Origin of the sequence: Pseudomonas asiatica, from assembly GCF_009932335.1 — a bacterium.
Lineage (GTDB): Bacteria > Pseudomonadota > Gammaproteobacteria > Pseudomonadales > Pseudomonadaceae > Aquipseudomonas > Aquipseudomonas asiatica.
In genome coordinates, this window is sequence record NZ_BLJF01000001.1 from 800,659 (window position 1) to 817,733 (window position 17,075).

The window sequence follows — 17,075 nt, forward strand, 5'->3', positions numbered from 1 at the left end:
ACAACCCAAAACCAAAAGGATCGAGACATGACCAGCACCCAGCACACCGATGTGGTCCAACGCCAGTTCGGCGAACAGGCCAGCGCCTACCTCAGCAGCGCCGTGCACGCCCAAGGCAGTGAATTCGGCCTGCTGCAAGACGCGCTGGCAGGGCGGGGCCATGCCCGCGTGCTCGACCTTGGCTGCGGTGCCGGTCATGTCAGTTTCCACGTCGCCCCTCTGGTTGCCGAAGTGGTCGCCTACGACCTCTCGCAAGCCATGCTCGACGTGGTCGCCAGTGCCGCCGCCGAGCGCGGCCTGGCCAATATCACCACCGAACGCGGTGCCGCCGAACGCCTGCCGTTCGCCGACGCCTCGTTTGACTTCGTCTTCAGCCGCTACTCGGCCCACCACTGGAGCGACCTGGGTCTGGCCCTGCGCGAAGTGCGCCGAGTGCTCAAGCCGGGTGGCGTGGCGGCGTTCATCGACGTCATGTCGCCGGGCAGCCCGCTGCTCGACACCTACCTGCAAACGGTCGAAGTACTGCGCGACACCAGCCACGTGCGCGATTATTCCGCTGCCGAATGGCAACGCCAGGTCAGCGAGGCTGGCCTGCATGTACGCAGCCACACCCGCCAGCCGCTGCGCCTGGAGTTTTCCAGCTGGGTCGAGCGCATGCGCACCCCCGAGCCAATGCGCGTGGCAATTCGCCAATTGCAGCAAGCCATGGGCGAAGAAGTACGGCAGTATTACCAGATCGAGGCCGATGGTTCGTTCAGCACCGATGTGCTGGTGTTGTGGGCCGAGCGTTAAGAACTTTTCGGTGGGGCCCGCTTGGCCGCGCCGCGTGAATGGATAGAGGAAAGCATGAGCAAGCAGATTCTGATTCTCCCAGGTGACGGTATCGGCCCGGAAATCATGGCCGAGGCGGTCAAGGTGCTGGAGCTGGCCAACGACAAGTTCCAGCTCGGTTTCAACCTGGAGCACGACGTGATCGGTGGCGCCGCCATCGACAAGCACGGTGTGCCGCTGGCCGACGAGACCCTGGAACGTGCGCGCAAGGCCGATGCCGTGCTGTTGGGCGCCGTGGGCGGGCCGAAGTGGGACAAGATCGAACGGGACATCCGTCCCGAGCGCGGTCTGCTGAAAATCCGTTCGCAACTGGGCCTGTTCGCCAACCTGCGCCCGGCCATCCTCTACCCGCAACTGGCCGATGCCTCGTCGCTCAAGCCAGAGATCGTTTCCGGCCTGGACATCCTCATCGTCCGTGAGCTGACCGGCGGTATCTACTTCGGTGCCCCGCGTGGCCAGCGCGAGCTGGAAGGCGGCGAGCGCCAGGCCTACGACACGCTGCCGTACAGCGAAAGCGAAGTGCGCCGCATTGCCCGTGTCGGCTTCGACATGGCCCGCGTGCGCGGCAAGAAGCTGTGCTCGGTAGACAAGGCCAACGTCCTGGCTTCCAGCCAGCTGTGGCGTGAAGTGGTCGAGGACGTGGCCAAGGACTATCCGGATGTTGAACTGAGCCACATGTACGTCGACAACGCCGCCATGCAGCTGGTGCGTGCGCCCAAGCAGTTCGATGTGATGGTGACCGACAACATGTTCGGTGACATTCTGTCGGATGAAGCTTCCATGCTGACCGGCTCCATCGGCATGCTGCCTTCGGCGTCGCTGGATGCCGACAACAAGGGCATGTACGAGCCGTGCCACGGCTCGGCGCCGGACATCGCAGGCCTTGGCATCGCCAACCCGCTGGCGACCATCCTGTCGGTGTCGATGATGCTGCGTTACAGCTTCAATCAGTCGGCTGCCGCCGAGGCGATCGAGAAGGCCGTGAGCCTGGTCCTGGACCAGGGCCTGCGCACCGGCGACATCTTCTCGGAAGGCTGCCGCAAAGTTGGTACGCAGGAAATGGGCGACGCAGTAGTCGCAGCGCTGCGGAATCTGTAATCTCTCTGGCCCGCCACCCAAAATTCCCGGTGGCGGCCCACTTTTAGCAAAGGTGTAGTTGCGATGAAACGTGTAGGTCTGATCGGTTGGCGCGGTATGGTCGGTTCCGTGCTCATGCAGCGGATGCTGGAGGAGCAGGATTTCGACCTCATCGAGCCGGTGTTCTTCACCACCTCCAATGTTGGCGGCCAAGGCCCGAACGTGGGCAAGGATACAGCACCGCTCAAGGATGCTTATTCGATCGAAGAACTCAAGACCCTCGACGTTATCCTGACCTGCCAGGGCGGCGACTACACCAACGAGGTCTTCCCCAAGCTGCGTGAAGCCGGCTGGCAGGGTTACTGGATCGACGCCGCCTCGTCCCTGCGCATGCAGGATGACGCGGTGATCATCCTCGACCCGGTCAACCGCAAGGTCATCGACCAGCAGCTGGACGCGGGTACCAAGAACTACATCGGCGGCAATTGCACCGTCAGCCTGATGCTGATGGGCCTGGGTGGCCTGTTCGAAGCCGGCCTGGTCGAGTGGATGAGCGCCATGACCTACCAGGCGGCCTCGGGTGCCGGTGCGCAGAACATGCGCGAGCTGATCAAGCAGATGGGTGCTACCCATGCTGCCGTCGCCGATGACCTGGCCAACCCGGCCAGCGCCATCCTCGACATCGACCGCAAGGTTGCCGAGACCATGCGCAGCGAAGCGTTCCCGACCGAGAACTTCGGCGTGCCACTGGCTGGCAGCCTGATCCCGTGGATCGACAAGGAACTGCCGAACGGTCAGAGCCGTGAAGAGTGGAAGGCCCAGGCCGAGACCAACAAGATCCTCGGCCGCTTCAAGAGCCCGATCCCGGTCGACGGCATCTGCGTGCGCATCGGCGCCATGCGTTGCCACAGCCAGGCGCTGACCATCAAGCTGAACAAGGACGTGCCGCTGGCCGACATCGAAGGCATGATCAGCCAGCACAACCCTTGGGTGAAGCTGGTACCTAACCAGCGTGAAATCAGCATGCAGGAGCTGAGCCCGACCAAGGTTACCGGCACCCTGAACATCCCGGTTGGCCGCCTGCGCAAGCTGAACATGGGGTCCCAGTACCTGGGCGCGTTCACCGTAGGTGACCAGCTGCTGTGGGGCGCGGCCGAGCCGCTGCGCCGCATGCTGCGGATTCTGCTGGAGCGTTGATCGCTCCGGCCTGACCGAAAACCCGCGCTGGCGACAGCGCGGGTTTTTTTATTTCCGATCCATCCCGGCCGGCCCGGCTCTTCTCTGCTTTCGCTTTCGCTTTTGCTTTTGCTTCTAGGCGCGCGATAGTTCAGGCGCCGCCGATTGCGACTTCAGGAGGCCGAGCGAAGGGATTGCGGAGGGAGGTGACGGGCATGGATGCCCGTCAAGCGCTGAGGCCCCATGGATGGGGCCTGCAGCGCGTCCTCCCGGGAGCAAGCCCGTAGCGAGGGGACCCCGGAGCGTAGCGCAGGGGCCGGATGATGGGAGCCGACGGTTTTTGGTTACTTTTTGCCACGACAAAAAGGGACCCGCCGTAAGGGCGGAAAGGTGACTTGGCGCCACCATCGCGAATGAATGTCTACTCGATGCGAATGCCCACATCCAAAAGCCAAAAAGCCAAAAAGCCAAAAAGCTTAAGCGACGGTTTTGATATGGCGAACAGTCCGTTTGCGATGGCGACGCTGATTCACCTTTTCGCCCTTACGGCGAGTCACTTTTTGTCAAACGCGACAAAAAGTAACCAAAAAACGCTGCGCTCCCATCATCCGGCCCCTCCGCTACGCTACGGGGTTCCCTCGCGCCGGTCTTGCTCCCGGGAGCACGCGCTGCAGGCCCCATCCATGGGGCCTCAGCGCTTGACGGGCATCCATGCCCGTCACCTCCCTCCGCAAGACCTCTGCTCGGCCTCCTGAAGTCGCGAAGATCAAGATCAAGATCAAGATCAAGAGCAGCGCAGCTCTAGGTTTGGGCCAGCACAGACAAAACTCTACAATCCGAGTAAAGTGCCGCCCCCCGCCGTTTTCAGCAAAAGGATCCCTTCCATGACACACCCTTTGGACATCGCCGTCGTCGGCGCCACCGGCAGCGTCGGTGAAGCCCTGGTGCAGATCCTCGAAGAGCTGGATTTCCCGGTCGCCACCCTGCACCTGCTAGCCAGCATGGAATCGGCGGGCAGTAGCGTGATGTTCGCCGGCAAGAAGCTGAAGGTACGTGAGGTGGACAGCTTCGACTTTGCCCAGGTCAAGCTGGCCTTTTTCGCCGCAGGCGCCGCAGTCAGCCGAAGCTTTGCCAGCAAGGCGCTGCAGGCAGGCTGCACGGTCATCGACCTGTCCGCTGGTCTGGACGACGCCCTGGCTCTGGTGCCCGAAGCCAACGCCGAACGCCTGATTGACCTGGCATTGCCCGCGCGCATCGTCAGCCCGTGCTCGGCCGCGGTTGCCCTGGCCGTTGCTCTGGCACCGCTCAAGCGCCTGCTGGATATCGAGCGGGTGCAGGTGATGGCCGCGCTGGCGGTGTCCGCACAAGGTCGGGAAGCTGTCAACGAACTCGCCCGGCAAACTGCCGAGCTGCTCAATGCCCGGCCCCTGGAGCCGCGCTTCTTCGATCGCCAGGTGGCGTTCAACGTGTTGGCCCAGGTCGGTGCCGCCGATGAGCAAGGCCACACCGCCCTGGAGCGCCGCCTGGTCGGTGAGCTGCGTGTGCTGCTGGGCCTGCCTGAACTGAAGATTTCCGTGAGCTGCGTTCAAGTCCCGGTATTTTTCGGCGATAGCTTCAGTGTGGCGGTACAGAGCCGTCGCCCGGTCGACCTGGAGGCGGTCAACCAGGCCCTCGAGGCGGCTGACAGCGTCGAACTGGTGGAGCGCGACGATTATCCGACTCCGGTAGGCGACGCAGTAGGCCAGGACGTGGTCTATGTTGGTCGTGTAAGGCATGGTGTTGATGAAGACCAGCAGCTCAACCTCTGGCTGACCACCGACAACGTGCGCAAAGGCGCCGCGCTCAATGCTGTGCAAGTGGCGCAATTGTTGATTAAACACATGCTGTAAAAGATACTGGCGAGCACTATTGTCCTGCTCTGCATGCAGGTTTCAGGACGCTTCATACAAGGGAAGAGGTCATGCTTCGAATTCGCAAACTGGTTCTGGCCATGGCTGCAGCATCGGCGCTGTCGTCGGGCATGGCGAATGCCCTGGGCCTGGGGGAACTGACCCTCAAATCGGCACAGAACCAGCCCCTGGACGCCGAGATCGAACTGCTCGACGTGCGCGACCTCACCGCTGCCGAAGTGGCACCGAGCCTGGCGCCGCCGGAAGATTTCAGCAAGGCCGGGGTGGCATTCCCAACCTACCTCGAAGACCTAACCTTCACGCCGGTGATCAACCCCAACGGCAAGAGCGTGCTGCGTGTTACCTCCAGCCAGCCGCTGCCGGAACCGGTGGTAAAGTTCCTGGTCCAGGTGATGTGGCCGCAGGGCCGCCTGCTGCGTGACTACAGCGTGCTGCTCGACCAGGCCAAGGCCCAGGGCGACAAGCCTGCGGCAGGCAATGTCGCGCCAGCGGTGACCGCTGCCGGCAGCTATACCACCCAGCGCCGGGACACCCTGTGGCAGATTGCCGCGCGCAATACCCAGGGCGGCTCGATCCAGCAGACCATGATCGCGATCCAGGCCCTGAACCCGGACGCTTTCATCGGCAACAACATCAACCAGCTGAAGGTTGGCCAGGTGTTGCGCCTGCCCGACCAGCAGCAGATCCAGAACATCCCGCAGAGCGAGGCGACCGCCGAGGTGGCCGAGCAGTATGCTGCCTGGCGTGAAGGTCGTCGCCTGGGCCCGCGTGCCCGCCAGCTGGACGCCACTCGCCGCGGTACCGCCGAGGCAGCTCCGGCGCGTATCGCCCAGGGCGACAACCTGCGCCTGGTCAGCCCGGGCAACCAGGCCGGTGCCGACCAGGCCAAGGCCCTCAATGACAAGCTGGCGGTGGCCCAGGAAAGCCTGGACACCAGTCGTCGCGACAACGAAGAGCTCAAGAGCCGCATGGCCGACCTGCAGAGCCAGCTGGACAAGCTGCAGCGTCTGATCGAGTTGAAGAACAACCAGCTGGCCCGCCTTGAAGCCCAGGGGGCGGCTGCACCGGCCGAACCGGTCGCCAAGCCTGCGCCTGCCGCCGTCGATACCGCACCCAAGCCGGTGCCCGCCGCCGAGGCCGCACCTGCCGGTCAGCCTGACAGCGTGATCGACGAAATCATGGGCAACCCGCTGCTGCTCGGGCTGATTTCCGGTAGCGCCTTCCTCGTACTGCTGCTTCTGCTGCTGTTGCTGGCGCGCAAGCGCAAGGCCCAGCAGGAGGCTGAAAAGCACCTGCGCATGGCGCGGGCGCTGGAAGAAGAGCAGGGCGCAGGCTTTGACAGCGATAGCGCAAGCTTCGATGGCGTAGAAGTCTCGGCGCCGAGCGTAACCCTGTCGCCGGCCGTGGTCGCCGCTTCGGCTGCCGCCGCCACCGCCGCGGAAAAAACGGCGGCACCCGCTGTCGAAGCGCAACCTGAACCGCAAGCCGACCCCCACGCCGCTTTGCTGGCGGAAGTCGAGCAGTGCGTGGCCGAAGGCCGCCTGAACCGCGCTACCGACCTGTTGGAACCTGCCGTGGCCGCCGCGCCGCAGCGTGACGACCTGCGCCTGAAACTGATGGATGTGTACGCCCGCCAGGGTGACCAGAGCGCGTTCGTCGAGCAGGAGCGCAAGTTGCCGGCCAGTGAGCAGAACAGTGCAGCGGTTGCCGGGTTGAAAGAGCGCTACCCGGCCATGCTCGGCCTGGCTGCTGCCGGCCTGGGCGCGGCGGCCCTGGCTGCCGAGATGGATGAGCAGTACGTGCAGGAGCTGTTGCAGGATCAGCCTGATACGCCAGTGGTTGCCGATGTAGCGCCGGAGGAAGTGCCGGCGGTCGAGCCAGAGGTGGCGATTGAACCAGAGGCCGTTGCTCTGGCGGAACCTGAAGCAGCGCTCGAACCCGAAGTTGACCTGGATGCTGAGCTGGATGCCTTCGATGAAGTGCCGACCCTCGATGCGCCGGGCCTGGACGAGCAGGACCTGGACAGTGCCTTCGACCTGAGCCTGGGTGACGACCTGCCCGAGCAAGACCCGCTGGCAGCGCCGCTGCTGGACGAATCTGTGGCCCAGCAACCTGTAGTCGAAGAGCCGGTACTGGATGAACCCGTGCTGGAATCGGCTCAGCCCGAAGACGAGCCGTTTGCGGTGGACGCCGAGCTACAGGCCGACGCTGACGCCGAATTCGAGGCCATGCTGGCGCAGGCCGAGCCACAGCCCGCTGTGGACCTGTCCGACTTCGACCTCGACATCAGCGAGCCGGTTGCCCCGGCAGCCCCGGCTGCGGTCGACGAAACCCCGGTGGATGTCGCCGCCGAGTTGGCTGCCTTCGACAGCGAGCCAGCGTTCGACCCGCTTTCCGAGTTCGATCTGCCATCCGACTTCGATCTTTCGCTGTCGCTGGAAGACGATTCGCCGGCAGCCAAGAGCTTTACCTCGGAGCTGGACGACGTCAACGCTGAGCTGGACAAGCTGTCGCAGAGCCTCGAGTCGCCGTCGCTGGAGCCGCATTTCACCAGCGAGGATGCGGCTGCCCAGCCCGAGCCCGAGCCACTGGACGACCTGGACTTCGACTTCTTCTCCGGAAGCGACGAAGTGGCCACAAAGCTTGACCTGGCCCGCGCCTATATCGACATGGGCGACAACCAGGGCGCACGCGACATTCTCGATGAAGTGGTCAAGGATGGCGACGACAGCCAGCGTCAGGAGGCCGAGGACATGCTCTCCCGGCTGGTCTGAGGTTGCCTGCTCCGGCCTCTTCGCGGGTAAACCCGCTCCCACAGGTTCATCACAGGTCCGAATTCTGTGCGGGCCCTGTGGGAGCGGGTTTACCCGCGAAGAGGCCCTGAAAGGCAGTGCATATTCAACGGCAGCCCTACACGGCTGCCGTTGTCGTTATAATCCCCGCCATTCCGTACACCCCCACAGGTTTCATGCTCTTGGACATCATCGACACCGCCGCCGCCGAGTCCGCGGCCGAAGGCTACTCCCGCATCGCCCTGGGCGTGGAATACAAAGGCGCGCGCTACCGTGGCTGGCAGCGCCAGGCCAGTGGCGTGCCCAGTGTCCAGCAGGCCCTGGAGCAGGCGCTGTCCAAGGTGGCCAACGAGCCCATCTCGGTAATCTGCGCCGGGCGCACCGACGCCGGTGTGCATGGCTGCGGGCAGATCGTGCACTTCGACACCCGCGCCGTGCGCGATGAGCGCGCCTGGACCATGGGCACCAACTTCAACCTGCCCCATGACATCAGCGTGGTCTGGTCGCGGCCGATGCCGGCCGACTTCCATGCCCGCTTCAAGGCCTGCGCCCGGCGTTACCGCTACGTCATCTACAACGACCCGATCCGCCCGGCCCATCTGGCCGAGGAAGTCACCTGGAACCACCGCCCGCTGGATGTCGAACGCATGGCCGAAGCCGCGCAGTACCTGCTTGGTACCCATGACTTCAGTGCCTTCCGCGCCAGCCAGTGCCAGGCCAAGTCGCCGATCAAGCACATCTACCATCTGCGCGTCACCCGCCATGGCCAGATGATCGTGCTGGACGTGCGCGCCACGGCTTTCCTGCACCACATGGTGCGTAACATTGCCGGTGTACTGATGACCATCGGTGCCGGAGAGCGCCCGGTCACCTGGGCGCGTGAGGTGCTGGAAGGGCGCAACCGCCGCGAAGGTGGGGTCACGGCGCACCCATACGGCCTCTACCTGGTGCAGGTGGAGTACCCCGAGGAGTACGCGCTGCCCAAGCGTTACATCGGTCCACACTTTTTGACCGGTTACGAAGCATTGGCAGACTGACGGGCGAAAAGTCATTTGCTAACATCCGGCCTTTCACCGTAACAAGCAGGGTTCGCTGTCCATGAGCAATGTTCGCAGCAAGATCTGCGGGATTACCCGCATCGAAGACGCACTGGCCGCTGCCGAAGCGGGGGCCGATGCCATCGGCTTCGTCTTCTATGCCAAGAGCCCGCGCGCCGTGGACGTGCGCCAGGCGCGGGCGATCATTGCCGAGCTGCCGCCGTTCGTGACCACGGTCGGTTTGTTCGTCAATGCTTCGCGCTGCGAGCTGAACGAGATCCTCGAAGTGGTTCCGCTGGACCTGCTACAGTTCCACGGCGACGAAACCCCACAGGACTGCGAAGGCTACCACCGCCCCTGGATCAAGGCCCTGCGCGTACGCCCGGGCGACGATCTGGAGGCGGCCTGCCGGCTTTACGCTGGTGCCCGCGGCATTCTGCTGGACACCTACGTGCCGGGCGTACCCGGAGGCACCGGTGAAGCATTCGACTGGTCGCTGGTACCTGCGCGCCTGAGCAAGCCGATCATTCTGGCGGGCGGGCTGTCTGCCGACAACGTCGGCCAGGCCATCGCCCAGGTGCGGCCGTACGCGGTGGATGTCAGTGGCGGCGTGGAGCAAGCCAAGGGCATCAAGGATGCGGCGAAGATCGAGGCCTTCATGCGTGCGGTGAAACAGGCGTGATGGCAGATGTGACGGCTGGCTGCGCGCCATCGTCCATAGCTTTCGCAGCCCTGTGGGGCAGCCGCCTGCGCCTGTGGCGGCAACACAACACATTAGCGGTGGGGTGGCGCGCTGGTAGTCCCGGCGGCCGGTCCATCATCGTTTCATAAAGATTTTGAGCTCAAGGGCAGGGTAGGGCCGGCGACACCGGACCACGCCTGCCAATACTGGAGAAAGAAAGCATGAGCAACTGGTTAGTCGACAAACTGATCCCTTCGATCATGCGTTCCGAGGTGAAGAAGAGCTCGGTGCCTGAAGGCCTGTGGCACAAATGCCCGGCCTGCGAGGCCGTGCTGTATCGTCCGGAGCTGGAAAAGACCCTGGATGTCTGCCCCAAGTGCAACCACCACATGCGCATCGGCGCACGTGCGCGCATCGACATCTTCCTCGACGCCGATGGCCGTGCCGAACTGGGCGCCGACCTGGAGCCGGTCGATCGCCTGAAGTTCCGTGATGGCAAGAAGTACAAGGACCGCCTGGCTGGCGCGCAGAAGCAAACCGGCGAGAAGGACGCCCTGATCTCCATGAGCGGCACCCTGATGGGCATGCCGATCGTGGTCAGCGCCTTCGAGTTCTCGTTCATGGGCGGCTCCATGGGTGCCATCGTCGGCGAGCGCTTCGTGCGCGCGGCCAACTATGCCCTGGAGCACCGCTGCCCGATGGTCTGCTTCTCCGCCTCGGGCGGTGCACGCATGCAGGAAGCGCTGATCTCGCTGATGCAGATGGCCAAGACCTCGGCCGTGCTGGCGCGCCTGCGCGAAGAAGGCATCCCGTTCATCTCGGTACTGACCGACCCTGTGTACGGTGGTGTCTCCGCCAGCTTGGCCATGCTCGGTGACGTGATCGTCGGCGAGCCGAAGGCACTGATCGGCTTCGCCGGCCCGCGCGTGATCGAGCAGACCGTGCGCGAGAAGCTGCCGGAAGGCTTCCAGCGCAGTGAGTTCCTGCTGGAGCACGGCGCCATCGACCTGATCATCTCTCGTGGCGAGCTGCGCCCGCGTCTGGCCCGCCTGCTGGCGCAGATGACTGGCCAGGAAACCCCGGAGCAAGCGCGTGAGGCGGCTGCCGTCGCGTGATGAAACAACGATCCCTGGGCGAATGGCTCGCCTACCTCGAGCAGTTGCACCCCTCGGCCATCGACATGGGCCTGGAGCGGTCGCAGAAGGTGCTTGCCCGGCTGGCGCTAGGCAAGCTGGCGCCACGTGTGGTGACGGTGACCGGCACCAACGGCAAGGGCTCGACCTGTGCCTTCGTGGCCTCGCTGCTGCGTGCCCAGGGGTTGAAGGTTGGCGTGTACAGCTCGCCGCACCTGTTGCGTTACAACGAGCGGGTGCTGATCGATGGCCAAGAGGCCAGCGATGGGCGCCTGTGCGAAGCCTTCGCCGCCGTCGAGGCGGCGCGGGGCGAAATTTCCCTGACCTACTTCGAGATGGGCACTCTGGCCGCGTTCTGGTTGTTCTTCCAGTCGCAGCTGGATGCCGTGGTACTGGAGGTGGGGCTTGGTGGCCGCCTGGACACCGTGAACGTGGTGGATGCCGACCTGGCCCTGGTGACCAGCATCGGCGTCGATCATGTCGATTACCTGGGTGATACCCGCGAGCTGGTGGCCTTCGAGAAGGCAGGCATCTTCCGTCAGGGCAAGCCGGCACTGTGCGGTGACCTGGATCCGCCTCAGCCGCTGCTGGACAAGGCCGCCGAACTGGCTGCGCCGATGTTCCTGCGTGGTCGTGACTTCGACCTGGCCATTGCCGATGGCAGCTGGAACTGGCGGGGTACTGCGGCTGATGGAGCGCCGGTAGAGCTGCTTGGCCTGCCTTTGCTCGACCTGCCCATGGAAAACGCCACGCTGGCCCTGCAGGCCTACCTGCTGATGGGGCTGCCCTGGGACGCCGGCCAGATTCGCCAGGCGCTGCTGGATACCCGAATCACGGGTCGCCTCGACCGTCGCCAGCTGAGCTGGCAGGGCAAGCCGGTGGAACTGTTGCTGGATGTCGGGCACAACCCGCACGCCGCGGAGTACCTGGCCCGGCGCCTGGCGGCCCGGCCGCTGAAGGGGCGCCGCCTGGCGGTGTTCGGCCTGCTCGCCGACAAGGACCTGGACGGTGTTGTCGCGCCGCTGCAGGGGCTGGTCGACGACTGGGCAGTGGCGCCACTGGATACCCCGCGCAGCCGCCCGGCTGCGGAGCTGGCCACGGCCTTGACGAACGTCGGCGCCGCGGTGAAGTCTTATGCCAGCGTCGATGCTGCCCTTGAAGGGCAATGCGCGCAGGCAACGGCGGATGACCAGATCTTGCTGTTCGGTTCGTTTTTCTGTGTTGCCCAGGCACTGGAATGGCTGGAGCGGCACGCCCAGGAGGGTGGAGTAGATGGCAGTGCTGGATAAAGGGATGAAACAGCGCATGGTGGGTGCGTTGGTGCTGGTGGCGCTGGCGGTGATTTTCCTGCCGATGCTGTTCACCCGCGAGGACGAGATGCGTCAGGTGCGCGTCGATGCCCCGCAGGCGCCGGCCATGCCAAGCCTGCCGGAAGTGAAGGTGGAGCCGGTCGCCGTGCCGGAGCCGCAGGCCATTGCGCAAGAGCCGCAACAGCCACCGGTGGTGGTGGACGAGTCCACCGCGCCGGCGAGCACGCCCAGCCAGCCGATTGCACCGTCACCGCAGACCCAGCCTCAAGTGCAGGTGCAGCCCCAGCCTCAGCCTGCCAAGCCGCAGGCGCCTGTGGCCAAGGTCGAGCCTCAGCCGGCAGCCAAGCCGGCCGCGCCGACGGCGCCATCGAAGATCGACGTCAATGGCCTGCCGGTCAGCTGGTCGATCCAGTTGGCCAGCCTGTCCAACCGTGCCGGGGCCGAAAAGCTGCAGCAAACCTTGCGTAGCCAGGGTTACAACGCCTATATCCGCTCGGCGGGTGGCATGAACCGCGTGTACGTGGGGCCGCTGATCGAGCGGGCCGAGGCCGAGCGCGTGCGCGACGCCATCAACCGCCAGAACAGCCTCAAGGGCTTCGTGGTGCGCTTCCAGCCTGAGCGCAGCTGAGTCTGGCTGACTCGGACCCTTGTAGGAGCGGCCTTGTGTCGCGATCGGGCCGCATGGCGGCCCCGGCGATTTTGGCTGTGTCCGAGACCCTTGGGGCCGCTGTGCGGCCCGATCGCGACACAAGGCCGCTCCTACAGAAGTGCGCATGCTAATCCACCCGACATTCTGCTTACTCCCAGCCCGCCGCTCTGTTAAAATGCGCCGCCTCAAACGTCTGCAGGCAGCACCGTGGCATTTACCTTGGTTGATTGGGCGATCATCGCGATCATCGCCGTCTCCACACTGATCAGTCTCAAGCGCGGCTTCGTCAAGGAAGCCTTGTCCTTGCTCATCTGGATCATTGCCGGCGCGGTTGCCTGGATGTTCGGCGGTTCGCTCTCGGTGTATCTTGAAAGCTACATCCAGACGCCGTCGATGCGCGTCATCGCCGGCTGCGCCATTCTTTTCGTCGCCACCTTGCTGGTGGGGGCCATGATCAACTTCCTCATCGGCGAGCTGATTCGCGTGACCGGGCTGTCCGGCACCGATCGTTTCCTGGGCATGGCCTTCGGCGCCGCGCGCGGGGCCTTGCTGGTGGTGGTGGCCATCGGGCTGATCAGCCTGGGGCCGGTTCAACAAGACACCTGGTGGCAGGAATCACGCCTGATACCACAATTTCTCTTGGTTGCCGACTGGTCGAAAAACCTGATCCTGGGTTTTACCGGCCAGTGGACACCCAGTGGGCTGATCGGCACTCCAGCTGATCTTCCGTTCAAGGAACAGTTGCTCGGGCCGGCAAAGCCCTGAGCACTATTCACTCAAGTTTCGTCAAAGTAGGGGTTGCGTCGCATGTGTGGCATCGTCGGTATCGTCGGTAAGTCGAACGTCAATCAGGCGCTGTATGACGCGCTTACGGTCCTCCAGCACCGCGGCCAGGACGCTGCCGGTATCGTGACCAGCCATGACGGCCGGTTGTTCCTGCGCAAGGATAATGGCCTGGTGCGCGACGTGTTCCAGCAGCGCCACATGCAGCGCCTGGTCGGCAGCATCGGTATCGGCCACGTGCGCTACCCGACGGCGGGCAGCTCGACCTCTGCCGAGGCGCAGCCGTTCTACGTCAACTCGCCGTATGGCATCACCCTGGCACACAACGGCAACCTGACCAACGTCGAGCAGCTGGCCAAGGAGATCTACGAGTCCGACCTGCGCCACGTCAACACCAACTCCGACTCGGAAGTACTTCTGAACGTGTTCGCCCATGAGCTGGCGGTGCGTGGCAAGCTGCAGCCGACCGAAGAAGACGTGTTCGCCGCGGTTTCCCACGTGCACAGCCGCTGCGTTGGCGGTTACGCCGTGGTGGCGATGATCACCGGCTACGGCATCGTCGGCTTCCGCGACCCCAACGGCATCCGCCCGGTGGTGTTCGGCCAGCGTCACACCGACGAAGGCGTGGAATACATGATTGCTTCGGAAAGCGTGGCCCTGGACGTCCTCGGCTTCACCCTGATCCGCGACCTGGCGCCGGGCGAAGCGGTGTACATCACCGAAGAAGGCCAGTTGTACACCAAGCAGTGCGCCGAAGCACCAAAGCTGCAGCCGTGCATCTTCGAGCATGTCTACCTGGCCCGTCCGGACTCGATCATGGATGGTGTGTCGGTGTACAAGGCCCGTCTGCGCATGGGTGAAAAACTGGCCGACAAGATCATGCGCGAACGTCCCGAGCATGACATCGACGTGGTCATCCCGATCCCGGACACCAGCCGCACCGCGGCCCTGGAGCTGGCCAACCGTCTGGGCGTGAAGTTCCGCGAAGGTTTCGTCAAGAACCGCTACATCGGCCGTACCTTCATCATGCCAGGCCAGGCCGCGCGCAAGAAATCGGTACGCCAGAAGCTCAATGCCATCGAACTGGAGTTCCGCGGCAAGAACGTGATGCTGGTGGACGACTCGATCGTGCGCGGCACCACCTGCAAGCAGATCATCCAGATGGCCCGTGAAGCCGGTGCCAAGAACGTCTACTTCTGCTCCGCAGCTCCTGCCGTGCGCTACCCCAACGTCTACGGCATCGACATGCCGAGTGTTCACGAACTGATCGCCCACAACCGTACCACCGAACAGGTGGCCGAGTTGATTGGCGCCGACTGGCTGGTCTACCAGGACCTGCCGGACCTGATCGACTCGGTCGGTGGCGGCAAGATCAAGATCGATCAGTTCGATTGTGCCGTGTTCAACGGTGAGTATGTCACTGGCGATATCGACGAAGCCTACCTCGACCGCATCGAGCAGGCTCGTAACGACCTGGCCAAGGCCAAGAACCAGGCGGTCAGTGCGATCATCGACCTCTACAACAACTGATTTCGGGAGCGACGGCATGACGGATCAATGGGATGCCGGACGACTGGACAGTGACCTCGAGGGTGTCGGTTTCGACACCCTGGCGGTGCGCGCTGGTCAAAACCGTACACCGGAGGCCGAGCACAGCGAAGCGCTGTTCCTGACCTCCAGCTATGTGTTCCGCACGGCTGCCGATGCGGCCGCACGCTTTGCCGGCGAAACGCCGGGGAACGTCTATTCGCGCTACACCAATCCGTCGGTGCGTGCCTTCGAGGAGCGCCTGGCGGCCATGGAAGGCGCGGAGCAGGCTGTGGGCACCTCCACCGGCATGGCGGCGATCCTCGCCGTGGTGATGTCGCTGTGCAGTGCCGGTGACCATGTGCTGGTGTCGCAGAGTGTGTTCGGCTCGACCATCAGCCTGTTCGAGAAGTACTTCAAGCGCTTTGGCGTGCAGGTGGACTACGTGCCGCTGGTCGACCTCGCCGGCTGGGAAAAGGCCATCAAGGCCAATACCAAGCTGCTGATCGTCGAATCGCCGTCCAACCCGCTGGCAGAGCTGGTCGATATCACCGCGCTCAGCGAAATCGCCCATGCCCACGGCGCCATGCTGGTGGTGGACAACTGCTTCAGCACCCCGGCGCTGCAGCAGCCGCTGAAGCTGGGTGCCGACATCGTGTTCCACTCGGCCACCAAGTTCATCGACGGCCAGGGCCGCTGCATGGGTGGCGTGGTTGCCGGCCGTGCCGAGCAGATGAAAGAAGTGGTGGGCTTCCTGCGTACCGCAGGCCCCACCCTCAGCCCGTTCAACGCCTGGATCTTCACCAAGGGCCTGGAAACCCTGCGCCTGCGCATGCGTGCGCACTGCGAAAGCGCCCAACTGCTGGCCGAATGGCTGGAGCAGCAGGAGGGCGTGGAGAAGGTGCATTACGCCGGCCTGCCGAGCCACCCGCAGCACGAACTGGCCAAGCGCCAGATGAGTGGCTTCGGTGCGGTGGTCAGCTTCGAGGTGAAGGGTGGCAAAGAAGGCGCCTGGCGCTTCATCGACGCTACCCGGGTGATTTCCATCACCACCAACCTGGGTGACAGCAAGACCACCATCGCCCACCCGGCCACCACCTCCCACGGTCGCCTGACGCCGCAGGAGCGTGAAGCCGCGGGTATCCGCGACAGCCTGATCCGGGTTGCCGTGGGCCTGGAAGATGTGGCCGACCTGCAGGCCGACCTGGCGCGCGGGTTGGCGGCACTGTGATTGAAATCCGCGGCGGTACGCCCGGCCATAACGGCCGGGTAGCCCTGGTGACCGGTGCCGCACGCGGCATCGGCCTGGGTATTGCCGCCTGGTTGATCTGCGAAGGCTGGCAGGTGGTGCTCAGCGACCTTGACCGCCAGCGCGGCGCAAAGGCGGCCAAGGCGCTGGGTGACAATGCCTGGTTCATCACCATGGACGTTGCCGACGAGGCCCAGGTCAGCGCCGGGGTGTCGGAGGTGCTGGGGCAGTTTGGTCGCCTGGACGCGCTGGTGTGCAATGCGGCCATCGCCAACCCGCACAACCAGACCCTGGAAAGCCTGAGCCTGGCGCAGTGGAACCGGGTGCTGGCGGTCAACCTCAACGGCCCGATGCTGCTGGCCAAGCATTGTGCGCCGTACCTGCGTGCGCACAATGGGGCGATCGTCAATCTCACGTCCACCCGGGCGCGGCAATCCGAACCCGATACCGAGGCCTACGCAGCGAGCAAGGGCGGGCTGGTGGCCTTGACCCATGCCTTGGCCATGAGCCTGGGCCCGGAGATTCGCGTCAATGCGGTGAGCCCGGGCTGGATCGATGCCCGTGATCCGTCGCAGCGCCGTGCCGAGCCGTTGACCGAGGCGGACCATGCCCAGCACCCGACGGGCAGGGTAGGGACGGTGGAAGACGTGGCGGCCATGGTTGCCTGGCTGTTGTCTCGGCAAGCGGCGTTCGTCACCGGCCAGGAGTTCGTGGTCGATGGCGGCATGACCCGCAAGATGATCTACACCTGAGCCTTGTGCATATCTTGTACCGGCCTCTTCGCGGGTTTACCCGCGAAGAGGCCGCCACAGGCAACCGCACCGCTTTTGCGCTTTTCTGAAAAAAATTCAATGGGGCTATTGACTTAGCTTCGCCACCTGCGTAAATTTCGCGGCCTCAGCGAAGCAAACGCAACAAG

General features: G+C 64.2%; 14 protein-coding genes. All 14 read left to right on the forward strand.

Annotated elements, in window-relative coordinates:
• Positions 1-27: 27 nt before the first annotated feature.
• The 14 genes from GYA95_RS03735 to GYA95_RS03800 all read left to right on the forward strand — a co-directional run bounded on the left by GYA95_RS03735 (position 28) and on the right by GYA95_RS03800 (position 16,908).
• Positions 28-792, forward strand: a complete 765-nt coding sequence (locus tag GYA95_RS03735) for a class I SAM-dependent methyltransferase (RefSeq protein ID WP_015269432.1) — start codon at positions 28-30, stop codon at positions 790-792.
• A 54-nt stretch (positions 793-846) separates the two neighbouring features.
• Positions 847-1,929, forward strand: a complete 1,083-nt coding sequence (leuB, locus tag GYA95_RS03740; RefSeq protein WP_015269433.1) for a 3-isopropylmalate dehydrogenase — start codon at positions 847-849, stop codon at positions 1,927-1,929.
• Positions 1,930-1,992: 63 nt separating this feature from the next.
• Positions 1,993-3,105: an aspartate-semialdehyde dehydrogenase gene (gene asd / locus GYA95_RS03745; RefSeq protein ID WP_003260268.1), complete on the forward strand. Its 1,113-nt coding sequence runs from the start codon at positions 1,993-1,995 to the stop codon at positions 3,103-3,105.
• An 863-nt stretch (positions 3,106-3,968) separates the two neighbouring features.
• Positions 3,969-4,973 (forward strand): aspartate-semialdehyde dehydrogenase, encoded by a 1,005-nt coding sequence (locus tag GYA95_RS03750; RefSeq protein WP_015269434.1) that lies wholly within the window; start codon positions 3,969-3,971, stop codon positions 4,971-4,973.
• Positions 4,974-5,044: 71 nt separating this feature from the next.
• On the forward strand, positions 5,045-7,768 hold the full coding sequence (locus GYA95_RS03755) for a FimV/HubP family polar landmark protein (RefSeq protein ID WP_015269435.1): 2,724 nt from the start codon (positions 5,045-5,047) through the stop codon (positions 7,766-7,768).
• Between the two features lie 194 nt (positions 7,769-7,962).
• Positions 7,963-8,823, forward strand: a complete 861-nt coding sequence (gene truA, locus GYA95_RS03760; RefSeq protein ID WP_025338241.1) for a tRNA pseudouridine(38-40) synthase TruA — start codon at positions 7,963-7,965, stop codon at positions 8,821-8,823.
• A gap of 61 nt (positions 8,824-8,884) precedes the next feature.
• Positions 8,885-9,505 carry a phosphoribosylanthranilate isomerase gene (locus GYA95_RS03765; protein WP_013971608.1) on the forward strand — a complete coding sequence of 207 codons (621 nt, stop codon included), beginning with the start codon at positions 8,885-8,887 and terminating at the stop codon, positions 9,503-9,505.
• Between the two features lie 221 nt (positions 9,506-9,726).
• Positions 9,727-10,620, forward strand: a complete 894-nt coding sequence (accD, locus tag GYA95_RS03770) for an acetyl-CoA carboxylase, carboxyltransferase subunit beta (protein ID WP_013971609.1) — start codon at positions 9,727-9,729, stop codon at positions 10,618-10,620.
• Complete coding sequence (gene folC, locus GYA95_RS03775) at positions 10,620-11,927, forward strand: bifunctional tetrahydrofolate synthase/dihydrofolate synthase (protein WP_015269437.1); 1,308 nt, start codon at positions 10,620-10,622, stop codon at positions 11,925-11,927. Before accD ends, folC begins: the two co-directional genes overlap by 1 nt.
• The gene (locus tag GYA95_RS03780; protein WP_015269438.1) at positions 11,911-12,576 is read left to right on the forward strand and encodes an SPOR domain-containing protein; all 666 of its coding nucleotides are present in this window, start codon (positions 11,911-11,913) and stop codon (positions 12,574-12,576) included. Before folC ends, GYA95_RS03780 begins: the two co-directional genes overlap by 17 nt.
• 228 nt (positions 12,577-12,804) lie before the next feature.
• On the forward strand, positions 12,805-13,362 hold the full coding sequence (locus GYA95_RS03785) for a CvpA family protein (RefSeq protein ID WP_013971612.1): 558 nt from the start codon (positions 12,805-12,807) through the stop codon (positions 13,360-13,362).
• A 42-nt stretch (positions 13,363-13,404) separates the two neighbouring features.
• Positions 13,405-14,910 carry an amidophosphoribosyltransferase gene (gene purF, locus GYA95_RS03790; RefSeq protein ID WP_013971613.1) on the forward strand — a complete coding sequence of 502 codons (1,506 nt, stop codon included), beginning with the start codon at positions 13,405-13,407 and terminating at the stop codon, positions 14,908-14,910.
• A gap of 16 nt (positions 14,911-14,926) precedes the next feature.
• Positions 14,927-16,138, forward strand: a complete 1,212-nt coding sequence (locus GYA95_RS03795; RefSeq protein WP_003258500.1) for an O-succinylhomoserine sulfhydrylase — start codon at positions 14,927-14,929, stop codon at positions 16,136-16,138.
• A complete protein-coding gene (locus GYA95_RS03800) occupies positions 16,135-16,908 on the forward strand; it encodes an SDR family oxidoreductase (protein WP_013971614.1) in 774 nt (257 codons plus the stop codon). The genes GYA95_RS03795 and GYA95_RS03800 overlap by 4 nt, the downstream gene beginning before the upstream one ends.
• The last annotated feature ends 167 nt before the right edge of the window (positions 16,909-17,075 follow it).